We start from the raw sequence: 15,107 nt of genomic DNA, 5'->3' as shown, positions 1-15,107 counted from the left end.
GTTCGATGACATCTAATATAGGTAATTCCCGTTTCCGTTTCAATGCTGACTGCGGGATGCCGCTGCAATAGATTGAAGTCTAGTCATCTTATACGGCTGCGCTGAAATTTGCCGCGCTGATTGAGATCTGGTGATTCCTCAAGCAGGTAGCCCAGCACGGTCTACTGTCGTGAACGACGGCTCGTACTGGTCAGCTGGGTAGGCGAATTCTCCGCTTGGAGATTTATCACCTGGGGTGTTTTTCTCGACGGCTCACGCTTCCGTGTGGCCAACTATGCGCATTGGGTTCTTGAGCCTCGCCGAAATTTGGGCCTGTGGATCCCGGCGAGTCGATGCAGAATCTAGGTCTGGACCCAACGAAATGCAAACCATGGTACGACAGTTGAGACGTACTCCCCGGAGCCTGAGATGGAGGGAATCAACCCGACTGCGGGCATGCCATCCGGGGCTCGAACGCTGACAGCTTCTCGGTCTGATGCCGGAGACATGGCGCAGAAGATCTACGCCCCTTGCGTCACAAGTGCACGGGCGGCTGATGCCGGTGGCGCTGCGTCTTTCGGGCCTGGTCGAGGTAGCCGCGCCATCTCGTGGGCACTAACCCGGTTGGGGCATCGTCGAAGACCTTGCGCCGCCCGGTCGCGTTCAGCTAGCCGTTGCTGGCCAGGAGGTTGTTGACGCTCTGCATCGTCTTAACGCCTGCGCTTCGACCATTGGACACATTTAGGAAGGCTATACTTGCAAGATTTATCTTGCAAGTATAGCCTTCTGAAGATGGCGGATGAGATCGACGTGGAGGCGACTGCGGCTGAGTTGCGTCGGGCCGTGAGCCAGGTGAAACGGCGCATGCGTAATAGCCGCACCGATGATCTCAGCGCGCCGGAGTCGTCGGTACTTTCCCGCCTGGAGCGCAACGGTCCGGACAGCATCGCGGGTCTTGCCCGGTGGGATCAGGTGACTCCGCAGACGATGGGGTCGACGGTCGCCGCGCTCGAGGCGCGGGGATGCATCGAGCGGCGCCCGGACCCTGGCGACGGTCGCCGGTTTCTGCTCTCGCTGACTCCGGCCGGTGTGAGCCGGCTGCACGACATCCGCGACGCCGCGACCAAAAACATCGCAGCTGCTCTGCGCGAGCACCTCAGTCCGGAGGAGATCCGGCTCATCCACGACGCGGCGTCGTTGATCGAGCGCGTCGCGCAGTACCTCTGACCCACTTCTTTCCTTCATAGCGGGGGCGCCTCACCGGCCCGTTCCGCGCACGCCCGCCGGGCGCCCGGGAGTATCTATGTCTGATTCCGATTCCATGACGGCCTCGGCCGAGGCGCCGAGCAAGCCGTTCAACTGGCGGTTTACCACACCCCTGTACATCGGTTCGGCTCTGAACCCGATCAATAGCTCGCTGATCGCCACGGCGTTGGTGCCGATCGCGGCCGGTGTGCATGTCTCGATCGGCCAGACGGCCGCGTTGGTGTCCGCCCTCTATCTCGCCAGCGCGATCGCGCAGCCCACCGCGGGAAAGGCGGCCGAGGTGTTCGGGCCGCGGCGCGTCTTCCTCGCCGGCATCCTCTTGGTCCTGGCCGGTGGGATGGTCGGCGGTCTCGCGCCGGGGCTGCCGGCGTTGATCATCAGCCGGGTGCTGATCGGCCTCGGCACCTCGTGCGCCTACCCGACCGCGATGGTCCTGATCCGCCGACGCGCTCGCGCGGCGGGGCTCGCCAAGCCGCCGGGCGCAGTGCTGGGCGGTCTCATGATCGCCGGCGTCGCCACCGCCTCGCTCGGGCTCCCGATCGGTGGCGTGCTCGTGCAGTTTCTCGCCTGGCGGTCCGTGTTCCTCATCAACGTGCCGGTCGCGCTCATCGCGCTCATCGCCACTGGGATGTGGGTGCCCCGCGACCACGCCACCGAACGGCGAACCGCCCGCCGGATCGCCTCCGATCTGGACCTGACCGGGATCGTCGGATTCGCGCTGGCGATGACGAGCCTGCTGCTCTGCCTCTCCGGCCTGCCCACGCCGAACTGGGCGCTGCTGGCCGCCACGGCCGTGGCCTGGGCGCTCGAGATCTGGTGGGAGCTGCGCGCCAAGTCCCCGTTTTTTGACGTGCGGCTCCTCGGGCGCAACGCCGCCCTCACCCGCACCCTCATCCGCTTCGGGCTCGTCATGCTGTGCGGCTACGTGGTCCTCTACGGCGTCACGCAGTGGCTCGAGGCGTCGCAGGGGATGACGGCCGTCGGAGCAGGGCTGCTCCTCATTCCGATGACCGTGGTCTCGGGCGTCGTCATCGTGCCGTTTTCGCGCCGCAATCTCGTGCGCGGGCCGATCATCGCTGCGGCCGTCGCCTGCATCGCCGCCGCGATCAGCGCCCTCTTCCTGCCGACGCCCGCGTGGCTGGCGGTCACACTGGTCGTTACGGGCCTGCTCGGCTTCGCCCAAGGCGCAGCCAGCAACAACCAGCTCGCCCTCTACAGCCAGGTGACGGCCGAGCAGCTCGGCACGGCGTCGGGGCTGATGCGCTCTTTCGGCTACCTCGGGTCCATCGCCTCCTCCGCCGTCACCGGGATCGTCTACCGCACCTCCGTGACCGACACCGGGGTCGTGACCATCGCGTGGATCATGGTCGGCTGCAGCCTCGTACTCCTCGGCATCTCGATCCTCGACCGCGCCCTCGGCCGCACCGCCGCCCCCACAATCTGAACCGCCACTATCGAAGTCCTGACCCCGCACACCGCAAGCAAGGAGAGAGCCATGCCCATCACCACCATCGACGACACCGCCGCCCTCGTCGTCCTCGACCTTCAGACCGCCGCGGCCGCGGCCCCGACCATCGAGCCGGTGCCGGCCGTCGCTGCCCGTGTAGCCGACCTCGCCGACGCGTTCCGCGCCCACTCGCGCCCCGTCATCCTCGTCCGGGTCACCGGCACCGCACCCGGGCGCACCGATGCCGGCGACCCCGCCGGCATCACCCTGCCCGACGAGTACACGCAGCTCCTGCCCGAGCTACGCGCCGACGCGAGCGACCACATCGTCACGAAGAGCAGCTGGGGAGCCCTCGGCCGAACCGGCCTGATCGGCGACATGGAAGAACGCGGGATCACCCAGATCGTGCTGACCGGCGTCTCAACCAGCCAAGCCGTCGAATCCACCGCCCGCGCCGCTTACGACCACGGACTCCACGTCGCCATCGCCACCGACGGCATCACCGACCTCGACAAAACCGCCCACGATCACGCCCTCGCTCACACCTTTCCCCGCATCGCCGAGACAGGCACGATCGCCGACATCGTCACCGCGCTGGGCGCCTGACTGAAGATCGCATGACAGCGCTCGCGGGACCGGGACCGCGATCGAGATTCTCTCCGCAACACGACCCACCGCCGCAACGCGCCCCTGACTCCGGAAGGGCGAAAACGGCTCGTCGAGCACTGCCGCACCCGTCCGATCGCGCACGTCACGCGGCGGAGACGCGCGTCTCACGCGCCACCGCCCTCAAAGTGCTGAACCGATACAAGCAGTTCAGCGAGCTCGGGCTAGCGTCATCAAGATCGAACTAGCGCTCGAGCCGCAGGTCGTAGATCTGGCGGGTGGCCCAACCGCATTGACTCATGCCCACCGGGCGGCGCTTTCCACCGAAACCCAAGGCCGTGGTCAGCTGGCTAGGACTGGCTGAATTCGTGCTGACGACACGCGGCAGCAATAGGCGAGGCCGGGACTACTGGCTGTACGTGGCCGCGCTGAAGTTCATCGCGGCTTTTAGTATCCGGATCGGCCGCTTCGCCGGCACCCTCGAGTGGGCCATGCGAGCAAGCAGTTCGGCACCGATCATCGTGGTGGCCCCGACTGAGCGTTCTAGCGTCACACATGCAGTTCCGGCTATGGAGGGGCCCACCCGATTTCTGGTCTGCTCCTGGCGATATCGCGTTCGCCGCCGATGTGTGCGGGATTCCGGCAGCTGCCAACGCCGGCCGGAGTCAGCGATAGGACAAATCGGCAACCATCGTCCGGGTCCGGGCGCCGCTCGATGAACCACCCCCGCGACTCGAGCGCGGCGACCGCCGCCCCATCGTCTGTGGGGGTCACCTGGTCCCAACGAGCAAGGCCGGCGATGTTGTCCGGACCGTTGCGATCCACGCGGGGAAGCACGGACGACAACGGCGCACTGAGAGCAGAGGAGCGGTTATTGCGCATGCGCCGTCAGTTGTGGAGCCTTCTCTTCGAGAACGCGAACGAACTTGGGGAAGGGATTTCAACTGCCTGTTTCGATGTCAAAACCGCGCCTCCGCCGGCGCCGTCGAAGATTCTGACTTGGTTTGAATGCCAATTAGCTACGAACAAGAACTTGCCCGATGGGTCTACCTTGACCGAACGCGGCGATTTCCCGAAGCTCGATACTTCATACTTATTTTCCACGAATCCTGATGCGCTGAGGTGGAATACGGCAATCCTGTCTGCGCCGCGTATTCCCACAAATAGGCGCCTGCCGTCGGCGTGTAAACTCGTCTCGGCGACCGAACTTGAATCCATCAGCGCTGGCGCGGTAACGGAATGTTTGCCGACTATTCGACGCGGATGGAAGTTTGTGCACTCCAGAACGTACAGGTGAGAGTCGCCGATGCCGACAACGTACGCGTATTTTCCGGAAGGGTGGAGATCGATCTGCCGGGGAGAGCAATCGTCCGGAAACCGAACCTTTGTCTTGAAGCTCGTTCTAATTTCGCCCGCGCTATCCAGCGAATAACAGGTAATCTCGTCACGGCCGAAGTCCGTGGCGATCAACGCATCGCCGGAGGGTGTAACGACCAGGTGATGGATCTTTGTGCCACTACCATTCCTAATAGTGCTGAATGCCGCGTCTTCGTCGATTCGCCCGGAACGGTCGAGAGGGATCGTTGCGATCGCACCATCGCCCAAATGCCCGACGTAGGCACGAGTGCCATTCGGGTGGATTGCCGCGCATATTGCAAGATTTCCGTTAGTCTGTGTCGTTGATTGTCGCTCCAAATGGCCATTCGGATGAATCATGAAGGAGATCAGTCGTCCGGGCCGTGCGAACTCTGCAGCGTAGATCACCGGGAGGTTCGGGTGTTCAATTAGATGCTGAGGGCTGAATAGATCTCCTGCTGTCGTCTCTTGATGGACCACGGAGCCGACAGAATCATCGTAAATAAAAGTCTCGATTCCCCTGGCGGGTATCGTGGCGTCCTCCGGTGGCCGGGGGTGATAGTGCCAGACATCTTCTGTCAGGCCTCCGACGTAGAGATTCCACAGTGACATCAGATCAACCCTTTCGATCTCGACGGCGACGGGCGGTTTGATGCAGAACGGCAGACGGGATGTCACCGAGATCCCCAGGGCTCAAGGTTGTTCCCGGAGGCACAATCCGATCGATGGCGTCGAGTACATCGTCGCCGAGTACGATGTCTGCGGCGTCGAGATAGGACTGCAGGTGATCGGCGGTCCGAGGGCCGATGATTGCCGACGTCACAGCAGGATGTTCCAGTGCGAATCCGATGGCCATCTGCAGTAGCGTCAGCCCCGCGTCGTCAGCCACTGCCTGCAGTCGCGCGACGGCTTCGGCTTTGGCTTTGTTGACCTCCAATTCAGGATCGTGACGTAGAGGATTTTGCCACCGCTGCCACTGGGAATCCTTCCTCGCTTGGCGGTAGTTTCCGGAAAGCCATCCGCCGGCAAGTGGGCTCCAAACGAAAGTGCCGAGGCCGTGGCGTAGGGCAGTTGGCAGGAGGTCCCTTTCGCAGTGCCGGACTAGAATCGAGTACGGTGGCTGTTCTACGGCTGCCCGAATGCCGCGCGAGCTCCCAAGCCACTGCGCTTCTACAATTTGACTGGGTGGAAAAGTGCTGGTGCCGTAATAGCGAATTTTTCCTTCTCGTACCAAGTCAACCAGTGTATCGACTGTCTCTTCCAGTGCGGTGTCTTCATCGGGCCGGTGTGCGTAGTAGATGTCCAAGTAGTCGGTCTGTAGACGTCGCAAGCTGGCCTCAACCGCAAGCTTTATCCAACGGCGTGAGTTGCCGCCATGGTTTGGATCTTTGTCCAAGGGGCGATTGAACTTGGTGGCTAGAACTATGTCATCCCGCTTCCCACTGGCTTTCAGTGCATGCCCGATGATTTCCTCTGCCTCGGTATGTGAATAAATATCCGCAGTGTCGATTACGTTGATGCCGGCGTCGATGGCGCGAAGTATCAACTCCGTACCCTCAGCCGGTGATACTCGGCCGTAGGATCCAAAGTTCATCGTTCCTAGAGTCAATCGACTTACTCGTACACCGGTTCGGCCTAGCACCCGATAATTATTGACCATGATGGTTTGTCGCCCTCCAGTTGTTCGTGGTCGTCACAGCCGAGTGGCACGGCGATCAAATCTTCCAAGCGTAGTTTTCGCATCTGTTGCCGGGACGAAAATTCCGCGATCTTTCAGCCGAGGGACGAGTTCTTCAAAGATCGGGTCTATCAAATCTGAGCGTTTGGGCAGCAGGATGATGAACCCGTCGAGCGTACCCAGGCCAGCGATTCGCGTGATCTCATCGGCGACCTGCTGTGCGGTGCCAACGACCGTGCGGTGTCCATTGTGCCTCGTTTCTATGCGGACCAATTCGGCAAGCGTGAGGTCATTCTTTTCGACGACTTCGTAAATCGAAGCGGCGCGACCCGGGCGTCTTACGACCTCCTCGATTGGTAACAACCGATGTCTTGGAAAGGGGGCTTGGGGATCGACACGCGACAGGTCGATCCCCAACACGGCCTCGATCTTTGCCAGCTGTGACTCGTAGGTCTGTGCCCCCCACATAGACTGCACATACTCCCAAGCCTGCTCACGAGTTTCGCCGATAATCGGCGCCAGTCCCATGAGGACCGCGGGGCGCATGCCGTCGTTACGTATTCTGGATGCTTGTTCGGTCAGCATCTTGAAATATCGTTCCTGGAGATGATCGGCTTGCGCCGCCGTGAAAACAAATTTTGCAGCCTTCGCGGCCAGTTCTATTCCTGCGGGCGATTGTCCCGACTGGGCAATCAGCAGTTCGTCGAGGTAAGGTCTGATGCTCAACGGCCCTTTGACTCGCAGGTGCTCGCTGGCGTAATCGATCGGCGCCGGACTCTCGCCCGTCGGCCCCCAGCTCCACCAGAGCTGACGGACAACTTCAATAAATTCCTCCGCTCGAGAGTAACGTTCGTCGGGCGCGGGTAGCTGGGTCAGACCGAAGTTCTGCTCGCCGCCGAAAGAAGTCACGAGGTTGACACCGATTCTGCCCGCCCCGATATGAGCGAGAGAAGTAAGGGACCTCGCAACATGGTATGGGTGGTTGAAGGTGGTGGAGATGGTGATAATAGCGCTTATGCGCTCGACCGCCGAGAGTATTGCTGCCGCCAAAGATACGGGTTCGAACTTCGTGCGAGTCGAAAATCCGGGTTCGTAGTCGAGTGAATCCGCCAGGAAGAACCCATCAAATCCGGATTCCTCTGCCCGTTTCGCGAGTGCGACGATATCCGTGATGGAATCGCGGGTTCCGGTTCCGTAGTCGATCGGAGGTGACGGGAGGAGTGTAAAAACTAGTGGTGTGGTCATGCTCTTCTTTCCGTCGGGGGAGGCGCAACTACCTGTTCTGCCTTCATGCTCCGGACACAGGGCATTGGAGCTCGGATTCGTTCGGCCTTGCTGTTTCTGCAGCGGATCACGTACTCGGGCGCTTCGTCAGTGTGACGTCGGTTGTTTCGCCGACTGGGCTCTGTCGGCGTCATCAGAGGCTCGCCGCGCCGAGATGTTGCTACGTTAGCAAATATGCAACGTTAGTCAATAGTTTCGATCGGAAACCTTGACATACCTGGTTGATCGAGCGGGCGGGGCGCGCGCTGGCCGTCGGCGGTGCCTGTGGCACGCGCGCCACCCCCCATGGCCGATGGCCGGGCTGCGCGTGGGAGAACGCGGGCGTCCGCCCTAGTCGGGCATGAGCCCCTTTCGCGTGGATGTGCGACGCACTCGCCATGCCACGTCTACCGAGGGATGCCCAAGATATGGTTGCTCAATGGCAGACCGTTCCCGACAGGCTAGGAAACGTCGTGCGACGACGATGGCGATCCAAGAAGCCGCCCTGGAACTATTCGTAGAACATGGTTATGGCAATACGACGTTGAAGGAAATCGCTGAGCTCGCCGATGTAGCGCCACGTACCCTCACGCACCATTTTCCCGCAAAGCATGATTTGCTTTTCGCGATGGATCTGTGGACGTTGGAGTCGCTAAAAAGTGATCTCGAAAGTTATGTTGGCCGTAAGACTGTCTTTGAGATTGTTCGTTCCTGGTATTTTGAAAGCACTGTGGCGGCGATCGCAAACGAAGGGGAGGAACAATTTTGGAACCGCCGTCGTTTGCGGGCGCAAGTTATCAGAAACAGCGCGGATTTGCAGGGGTATGCTACTGCCAGCTTCGCGGACTTCGAAGAATTGATTTCGTCCCACTTGGGCCGGAGCTATTCGCTGCCGCCGGGTGCGCTGGCTCCTAAGCTGGCTGCAATTTCGATAATGGGCGGATTGCGTGAGATACACTACTTTGCAGCCGATTCGATTCAGCGGGGTGACCCCTTGGAGCCGATGATTGACGAGGTGTTCAGTTTCGCCGAGGCTGGAATGAGGTCATTCGGTTCACGATGCCGCCCGGCGTAGCGTGTGCTCGTTGCCAGTAAGTCGAGCACGAGAGGGGCGATGGAGGATAGCCGACGAGCCACTGCAGCGATGAGTGCTCGGTGCAGTGGCTCGTCGGGGGTTACGACCGGCACCTCGCTTCAGTGCCGCTGCGTGAAAGCTCAGATGTGATGAGGGTCAGACCGATACCCAGGATCTTCGCCTGTCCACTGGGTCTCTTGTTGGCGAGGTAGACGGCCGGCGAGTGGCCCTCACTGTCCCGTTATGGCGCGATGAGTTGTGACAGTTCGACAAGGCGGTTGGAGAAGCCCCACTCATTGTCGTACCAGGCGAAGATTTTCACCTGATTGCCAATGGCCTCCGTGAGGGGCGCATCGAAGACCGCGGAGTGGGGGTTCCCGATAATGTCTGAGGAGACCAGCGGGGCTTCGGAGTACTGGAGATAGCGCGAAAGTGCCGGATCCGCGGCGGCACTACGGAATGACGCGTTGACCTCTTCGATGCTCACTCGTCGCGACAACACTGCGGTAAGGTCTGTGACCGATCCCACTGGGACTGGAACACGCAGGGAAAGTCCGGTCAGTTTGCCGTCGAGTTCGGGAATGATCTTGCCGATTGTTCGTGCAGCGCCTGAGGACGTGGGAATGGTGGAAAGGTTGGCGGCTCGTGCGCGCCTGAGATCGCTGTGCGGAGCGTCGAGGAGCCTTTGGTCACTTGTGTAAGCATGAACTGTGGTCATCAGTCCGGATTCGATGCCGAAGTTTTCGTGGAGCACCTTTGCCATCGGCGCGAGGCAATTAGTAGTGCACGATCCGTTCGAGAATATATCAGCACTCGTGTCGAGAGCGTCGTTGTTCACACCGAGGACGATCGCTTGGATATCCCCCTTCGCGGGTGCGGAGATGATGACTTTGCGCGCTCCTGCGGTCAAATGCAGACGGGCGCTGTCGATATCGGTGAACAGACCTGTGGATTCGATGACCACATCCACTCCCGCGGCTGCCCATGGGATGAGGGCCGGGTCGCGCTCCGCCGAGACTCTGAAGGTCCGATCGCCGATGCCGATTCTGTCTCCGTCGACACGTACCCCGTCGAGATGCCCCGACACCGAGTCCCATTCCAGGAGCGCGGCGAGAGTGGTGGGCGCGGTGATATCGTTCACGGCGACAACCTCGATATCGGCGTCACTGCGCAACGCCGCACGAAGAAAGCTGCGGCCTATCCGGCCGAAGCCATTTATACCAACACGAACGGTCATGACGGGATTCCTCTCGGGTTTCGATCGAGGGCTTGAGAAATACGGTGGGTGTTATTGAGCTTCGTCCTTGGACCTGCCCCTGTGCCTGGCGTCAAGAAGGGCGAGCGCACCTCGAATTGCACTGTCCATCGGCTCTTTGGTGCCCTGGGCGCGAGAGAGTACGTAACCGCCTTGAATGACCGCGACCAAGGCGTGTGCCAGATCGCCAGGGACGAGGGACTCGGGAAGTTCGTGGGCGGCGATGGCCTCTACGATTACACGCCGCCAACGTTCGATGATGATGTCGAACGCGCCGGCAACGAGAGATATGAGTTCGGCATCTTCGACGACGTCTGGGTCCTGTGTCATGCGGCCGACCCGGCAGCCACGAGTGGCTTCCCTCGGTCGGGTCAGGTAGCGCACCATTCGCTCGAGGGGCGTTCCTTCGCCATCGAGCAACTCGGATTCTGCTGTGACCTCAGCTGTTACGGCCTGCAATGCGTGTACGGCCAGATCGCGCTTTCCGGTGAAGTGGTGATACATGCTGCCTTGGCCGACGTCGGCTCGGGCTAATACGTCTCGTGGACTTGTCGCCGCGTAGCCACGCTCCCACAGTAGGTCGGCCATTGCTTCTGTTAACCGGTCTCGGGAACTCATAGAGAGAGTGTAACAACTAGTATGTACAGCGATCTCGCGCGCTCCTTCGCGAACTCGCGGGGACCGAGGCGGGTCGGCTGCGGCATGCGGCTTCACAGCTGCAGCCACCTCCCGTTCACGGAGATTCGGCCGTGGTGGTGAAGACTCGAAATCTCTGCGGGACAGAGCAATCGGCCGCCTCTCGCTCTTCATCGACCAACTCGCAGAAGCGCGTTCGAGGCCACCGCGTCGGCAGCCTGGCTACACGGTGAGATCTTGACCACCCCGCAAATCCGAGGCATCATGTTCCAAGGCGTTCGTGAGACGGCGCATTCCCGTCCGAGACACAAGAACTCGGCGAAAAGTCGAGTCGATCAGGCCGCGAGCATTCTGCAGGCGATGTGTGGGCGTATGTCCGGCGCTTCGGTGTTCCTGAGTCGATCCCACCGTAGCTCGGGAGGTCAATATGAAGATTCATGTGCTCGTCGGGAACCCGAAAGCTAAATCTCGAACTCTAGCCTTGTGTCGTGCCCTCGCCACGACGATTGCGGGAGAATATGACGACATCGCATGTTTCGATCTCGCCGAGCATACAGCGCATATTTTCGACTGGCCTTCCGATCGTATGGCGCGGCTCACCGAGCGGGTGGCTCGTAGTGATCTTTTGATCGTTGGGTCGCCAACGTACAAGGCGACATACACCGGACTCCTGAAAAGTTTTCTGGATCGATATCCTGCGCTTGGGCTGCGAAATATTCCTGCGATCCCGGTTATGACCGGCGGCGACAAAAGCCACGCCATGGCGCCGGACGCGCATTTGCGGACGTTGCTCATCGAGCTTGGGGCGATCGTTCCGACCCGCGCATTCTATTTCGAGACCGCCCGAATGGATCGCATGCGTGATATCATTGATCAATGGGTTCAAGATAACTTGATTTCGCTGAAAATGATCCGACACAGCGCCTCCGGTATCAGGTCTTCCGAAGAGGCCGTCTGATGACAAACCTCGACCCTCAGATCCGATTCGGCATCCATGTCCACGCGATGGAGCCGGCCCTTGCCAATTCGGATGAGGTACGTACAGTATTCAGCGGATTCCCGGCTGCTGTTGTGGCTATCTGTGCGCTGGTTGACGGACACCCACGTGGCCTTGTCGCCAGCTCACTGTCCATTGGCACATCCTACGAGCCTCCGATGACGCTCTTCTCCGTCAAGAACGACTCTTCGACCTGGCCGGCCCTGCGTTCCGCGAAACGAGTTGGGATCTCGGTGCTCGCCGAGGAACAGAGCCAATTGTGCCGGCAGATGAGTTCGAAGACGGGAAATAGATTCGCCGATGTGCTGACAACAACGACCGAATATGGGTCTCTGTTCCTTGGAGGGGCCACCACGTGGATGGATTGTGAAATCGTCTATGAGTGGCCAACCGGCGACCATACGGTCGTCGTGTTCAAAATTCACTCCGTCGGGCACGTTCGAGGCGCTCCACCACTGATATTCCAGAATGGGTCATTTCCTCGCCTGAATAACCGTACAGGCGGAAAATGAGCACGTGAACGAACTTTCTTGGAGAGCGATTTGGATGTACAGATCACTCGTATGCTGTCGAATCATGCGATTTGCTTGGAAGCCCTCCGGCTCTCATCGCTTCGGTGTAGGCGATTAGGCAGTAGCCATCGACAATGAGCGCACGCATGATGCCCATCGGACGGACGGTGGACGGAAGCGCGAGTTGCCTGACCAACATCGGTGGTCAGGCAACTCCTGCGCAAATTCTGGTGTAAATGACTTTCTATTACCCGGCGATCATCTCCTTCAGTTCCTTCGCTGCCGCGGCTGGATCGGCGGCGCCGTAAATGGCGCCACCGGCGACAGCGACGTCGGCGCCGGCGTCACGGACAGCAGCCACAGTGTCGATCTTGACGCCGCCCGCGATTGAGAACGGGACGCCAGCGACTTTGCCGTCGTCGAGGAGGGTTTGAATGGTGTAGCCGGGCTGAGCTTGCTCGTCGAGGCCTGCGTGGAGCTCGACGAACGCCACTCCGAGTTCGGCGACTTCGCGGGCACGCTCGATGCGGTTGTCCACGCCGATCAGATCCGCGACGACTTTCTTGCCGTGCTTCTGCCCAGCCTCGACCGCACCTTTGATGGTGGCGTCACCAGCGGTTCCGAGGACGGTGACCAGATCAGCGCCCGCGGCGAAGGCCAGGTCGGCCTCCAGGAAGCCCGCGTCTGCGGTTTTGAGATCAGCGAGCACCTCCTTGTCGGGATGCGCGGCCTTGATCGCGCTGATCACGCCGAGACCGGCACTCTTGATCAGCGGAGTTCCGAGCTCGATGATGTCGACGTGTGGCGCGACTTTGTTGGTCAGTGCCAGTGCATCGGCGGTGGTGAGCAGATCGACGGCTACCTGTAGCTTCGTCATTGTTCTCCTGGATCTTCTCTTTGGGTTTTCGGTTTTGGTTGGTTACTGGGTCAGCCGATGTTGGCGTGGCGCTCCCACAGCAGCTGGGCGCTCTGATTCGTGTGTGCCCACAGCGACTGAAACAGGGCATCGAAGGCAAGAAGCACGGACTGTTCGAACAGGCTTCCTGAATATTGAGCGGTGACGGCACCGCTATGGTCCTGCTTGTCGGCGGCAGCGAGAATGAGAGTTTCGTCGGCGCGCTCGCCAAGAGGCGATCCGGCGGAGGTGGTAACGGCGATGACGATCGCACCTACATCGTTGGCGGTGTTGGCGGCGTCCACAACGGAGGCGGTGGTGCCAGACCCGGAGACCGCGACCAAGACGTCTCCCGGACCGATCGCGGGCGCGGTGACCTCCCCGACAACGTGGACGCGCAGCCCGAGGTGCATTAGCCGCATGGCGGCCATCCGTGCGGCGAGCCCGCTGCGTCCGTTGCCAATTACGAAGACGCGCCGTGCGGACGTAATGAGAGAACCGGCCCGGTCCCATCGTTCGGATGCTACTGAATTGAGAAGTCGCGCGTTCTCATCGAGAACAATGCGGCGCGCCTCGTCGAACTGTGAGTGAGTGTTGTCAGCGATGACGGTCATGTTTGTCCTTCAATGATTAGTCGGGAGACCGTGGCTGGTTGTCGCCCACAGGCGACGATCAGCGGGAAAGTGGGTCATCGTCACCGTCGTGGCTGCACCGGTTGAGGATGGCCGGCCGGGCCTGCCTGCGGCGGACCATCCGATCGTCTGGGTACTAACTTGAGAGATTTGGTTGGATCAGCGAGCAATGCCACGTCTGCCATGGAGCCCTCTTGGACCAACCGCTTGCCTTCGACGAAATCCTTTACCGAGTTCACGCAATCGAGCGCTATGACACGACCGTGCCGTCGATAGACCACGGAGAATTTTCTCGTAGCCGGGTCCCCACGCACCACAGTCTCGTCGTGTCCGCGGGACAGGCCGACCGTTTGAAGGCGAAGGTCGTACTGTTTGGACCAGAACCAAGGCACTGCGTCGTAGACGACGTTCTTGCCAGTTAGGACCTTCGCGACGGTTGTTGCCTGGTCGACGGCATTCTGTACCGACTCCAGCCGAATCAGCGCGCCTTCGGCGTAGCGGTTGTGATGGGCCGCGCAATCACCGATCGCGAATACGTCCGGGAGCGAAGTACGGCACTTCTCGTCCACGATGACACCGTTGTCTCCTTCGGCGCCTGCGGCCAGCAACGGCTCGACTGCGGGGATGATTCCGATCCCGACAATGAGAAGGTCACAAGGCAGTAGTTCACCGCTGGACAGGCGAACCCCGTTCACTCGCCCGTCGCCCTCGATGCGGTCGACGCTCGCGCTGAGCCGGAGGTCGACACCGTGGGCCTGATGCGCGACCTCGTAGAAGTGGGCGAGCGGTTCGCCGGCAACGCGGGCGAGTACGCGGTTCTGTGCTTCGACAACGGTCACATATTTCCCGGCCCGGCTCAGCACTGCTGCCGTTTCGAGTCCGATATAACCGCCGCCGACGACGACGACCCTGGTAGTCGATTGCAATTCCGCGCGTATGCGATCGATGTCCGCGGTTGTCCGGATGGTATGGATTCCTGCCAGATCGTGGCCGGGACAGCTCAGAGTCCGAGGTCTGCCTCCTCCGGCCCAGACCATGTGGCGATAGCCGATTTTCGAGCCATCGTCGCATTGCAGTCGATGTTCGTCGGCCTCCACGGTAAGCACCCGGGTACCAGTGATGACATCGATGTCGTGTTCGTGCCAGAAGGCTTTCGGGCGAATGAGCATTCGTTCCAGGGGAAGGTCCCCGGACAGATAATCCTTGGAGAGGGGCGGGCGTTCGTAGGGCAGTTCGGGTTCGTCACCGATCAAGGCGATTGAACCGACGAAGGCGTGCTGACGGAGTGTGGCGGCTATGTTGGCTCCGCCGTGGCCGCCGCCGACGACTACCACGTCGTATCGGATCGACGGTGCTGTTGGGTGCGTGCTCACGCGGTCCTCTGCCTTCGGCATGAGTCGTTCTCTCCCTAGATATCCAATCACTGTTGGATTAATCTAGCGGTCGAAGGCGGATTCGTAAAGAGCCACGGCTGCTGCGGCGGATCTGCGCACTCGAATCGATCGGACGA

14 protein-coding genes are annotated in these 15,107 nt (G+C 60.8%); 6 read left to right on the top strand and 8 right to left on the bottom strand.

All coding sequences use genetic code 11. The features are described 5' to 3' along the window. Nucleotides 1-771 precede the first annotated feature (771 nt). The 3 genes from NN2_RS04275 (at nucleotide 772) to NN2_RS04265 (ending at nucleotide 3,298) form a co-directional block, all read left to right on the top strand. Nucleotides 772-1,206, top strand: a complete 435-nt coding sequence (locus tag NN2_RS04275) for a MarR family winged helix-turn-helix transcriptional regulator (RefSeq protein ID WP_063010782.1) — start codon at nucleotides 772-774, stop codon at nucleotides 1,204-1,206. Between the two features lie 76 nt (nucleotides 1,207-1,282). Next, a complete protein-coding gene (locus NN2_RS04270) occupies nucleotides 1,283-2,689 on the top strand; it encodes an MFS transporter (RefSeq protein ID WP_218021988.1) in 1,407 nt (468 codons plus the stop codon). 51 nt (nucleotides 2,690-2,740) lie between these two features. After that, nucleotides 2,741-3,298, top strand: a complete 558-nt coding sequence (locus NN2_RS04265) for an isochorismatase family protein (protein WP_063010562.1) — start codon at nucleotides 2,741-2,743, stop codon at nucleotides 3,296-3,298. Between the two features lie 888 nt (nucleotides 3,299-4,186). On the opposite strand, the gene NN2_RS36055 is transcribed toward NN2_RS04265, so the two are convergent. The 3 genes from NN2_RS36055 to NN2_RS04255 are packed head-to-tail and all read right to left on the bottom strand — an operon-like array spanning nucleotide 4,187 to nucleotide 7,577. Continuing rightward, the gene (locus tag NN2_RS36055; RefSeq protein ID WP_156511201.1) at nucleotides 4,187-5,332 is read right to left on the bottom strand and encodes a lactonase family protein; all 1,146 of its coding nucleotides are present in this window, start codon (nucleotides 5,330-5,332) and stop codon (nucleotides 4,187-4,189) included. After that, nucleotides 5,271-6,314 carry an aldo/keto reductase gene (locus tag NN2_RS04260; protein WP_063010560.1) on the bottom strand — a complete coding sequence of 348 codons (1,044 nt, stop codon included), beginning with the start codon at nucleotides 6,312-6,314 and terminating at the stop codon, nucleotides 5,271-5,273. Before NN2_RS04260 ends, NN2_RS36055 begins: the two co-directional genes overlap by 62 nt. Before the next feature lie 33 nt (nucleotides 6,315-6,347). Next, nucleotides 6,348-7,577, bottom strand: coding sequence for an LLM class flavin-dependent oxidoreductase (locus NN2_RS04255; RefSeq protein ID WP_082856721.1), 1,230 nt, complete (start codon nucleotides 7,575-7,577; stop codon nucleotides 6,348-6,350). A gap of 457 nt (nucleotides 7,578-8,034) precedes the next feature. Between NN2_RS04255 and NN2_RS04250 the strand changes: the two genes are divergently transcribed. Beyond that, nucleotides 8,035-8,670, top strand: coding sequence for a TetR/AcrR family transcriptional regulator (locus tag NN2_RS04250; protein ID WP_063910662.1), 636 nt, complete (start codon nucleotides 8,035-8,037; stop codon nucleotides 8,668-8,670). Nucleotides 8,671-8,911: 241 nt separating this feature from the next. Here NN2_RS04250 and gap read toward each other — a convergent pair whose 3' ends face one another. Together gap and NN2_RS39045 are read right to left on the bottom strand one after the other, a co-directional pair. Beyond that, complete coding sequence (gap, locus tag NN2_RS04245) at nucleotides 8,912-9,907, bottom strand: type I glyceraldehyde-3-phosphate dehydrogenase (RefSeq protein WP_063010554.1); 996 nt, start codon at nucleotides 9,905-9,907, stop codon at nucleotides 8,912-8,914. A gap of 51 nt (nucleotides 9,908-9,958) precedes the next feature. Next, nucleotides 9,959-10,513, bottom strand: coding sequence for a TetR/AcrR family transcriptional regulator (locus NN2_RS39045; RefSeq protein ID WP_369689953.1), 555 nt, complete (start codon nucleotides 10,511-10,513; stop codon nucleotides 9,959-9,961). Nucleotides 10,514-10,988: 475 nt separating this feature from the next. Between NN2_RS39045 and NN2_RS04235 the strand changes: the two genes are divergently transcribed. After that, entirely contained in the window at nucleotides 10,989-11,519 is a 531-nt protein-coding gene (locus NN2_RS04235; protein WP_063910661.1) for an NAD(P)H-dependent oxidoreductase, read from the top strand. After that, nucleotides 11,519-12,070, top strand: coding sequence for a flavin reductase family protein (locus NN2_RS36045; RefSeq protein WP_082856718.1), 552 nt, complete (start codon nucleotides 11,519-11,521; stop codon nucleotides 12,068-12,070). Before NN2_RS04235 ends, NN2_RS36045 begins: the two co-directional genes overlap by 1 nt. 247 nt (nucleotides 12,071-12,317) lie before the next feature. Here NN2_RS36045 and hxlA read toward each other — a convergent pair whose 3' ends face one another. The 3 genes from hxlA to NN2_RS04220 form a co-directional block, all read right to left on the bottom strand. Then, a complete protein-coding gene (hxlA, locus tag NN2_RS04230) occupies nucleotides 12,318-12,947 on the bottom strand; it encodes a 3-hexulose-6-phosphate synthase (protein ID WP_063010548.1) in 630 nt (209 codons plus the stop codon). A gap of 50 nt (nucleotides 12,948-12,997) precedes the next feature. Then, the gene (gene hxlB / locus NN2_RS04225) at nucleotides 12,998-13,579 is read right to left on the bottom strand and encodes a 6-phospho-3-hexuloisomerase (RefSeq protein WP_063010546.1); all 582 of its coding nucleotides are present in this window, start codon (nucleotides 13,577-13,579) and stop codon (nucleotides 12,998-13,000) included. A gap of 80 nt (nucleotides 13,580-13,659) precedes the next feature. After that, nucleotides 13,660-14,991 carry an NAD(P)/FAD-dependent oxidoreductase gene (locus tag NN2_RS04220; protein ID WP_082856717.1) on the bottom strand — a complete coding sequence of 444 codons (1,332 nt, stop codon included), beginning with the start codon at nucleotides 14,989-14,991 and terminating at the stop codon, nucleotides 13,660-13,662. Nucleotides 14,992-15,107 lie beyond the last annotated feature (116 nt).

Origin of the sequence: Nocardia nova NBRC 15556, assembly GCF_001613005.1 — a bacterium.
Lineage (GTDB): Bacteria > Actinomycetota > Actinomycetes > Mycobacteriales > Mycobacteriaceae > Nocardia > Nocardia nova.
Note: the sequence above shows the minus strand (reverse complement) of the source record. Positions and strands in the feature narration are given on the sequence as shown.

Coding starts and splice junctions, on each gene's coding strand:
- NN2_RS04275 (WP_063010782.1), top strand. CDS start 772: ATGGCGGATGAGATCGACGTGGAGGCGACTGCGGCTGAGTTGCGTCGG.
- NN2_RS04270 (WP_218021988.1), top strand. CDS start 1,283: ATGTCTGATTCCGATTCCATGACGGCCTCGGCCGAGGCGCCGAGCAAG.
- NN2_RS04265 (WP_063010562.1), top strand. CDS start 2,741: ATGCCCATCACCACCATCGACGACACCGCCGCCCTCGTCGTCCTCGAC.
- NN2_RS04260 (WP_063010560.1), bottom strand. CDS start 6,314: ATGGTCAATAATTATCGGGTGCTAGGCCGAACCGGTGTACGAGTAAGT.
- NN2_RS04255 (WP_082856721.1), bottom strand. CDS start 7,577: ATGACCACACCACTAGTTTTTACACTCCTCCCGTCACCTCCGATCGAC.
- NN2_RS04250 (WP_063910662.1), top strand. CDS start 8,035: ATGGCAGACCGTTCCCGACAGGCTAGGAAACGTCGTGCGACGACGATG.
- gap (WP_063010554.1), bottom strand. CDS start 9,907: ATGACCGTTCGTGTTGGTATAAATGGCTTCGGCCGGATAGGCCGCAGC.
- NN2_RS39045 (WP_369689953.1), bottom strand. CDS start 10,513: ATGGCCGACCTACTGTGGGAGCGTGGCTACGCGGCGACAAGTCCACGA.
- NN2_RS04235 (WP_063910661.1), top strand. CDS start 10,989: ATGAAGATTCATGTGCTCGTCGGGAACCCGAAAGCTAAATCTCGAACT.
- NN2_RS36045 (WP_082856718.1), top strand. CDS start 11,519: ATGACAAACCTCGACCCTCAGATCCGATTCGGCATCCATGTCCACGCG.
- hxlA (WP_063010548.1), bottom strand. CDS start 12,947: ATGACGAAGCTACAGGTAGCCGTCGATCTGCTCACCACCGCCGATGCA.
- hxlB (WP_063010546.1), bottom strand. CDS start 13,579: ATGACCGTCATCGCTGACAACACTCACTCACAGTTCGACGAGGCGCGC.
- NN2_RS04220 (WP_082856717.1), bottom strand. CDS start 14,991: ATGCCGAAGGCAGAGGACCGCGTGAGCACGCACCCAACAGCACCGTCG.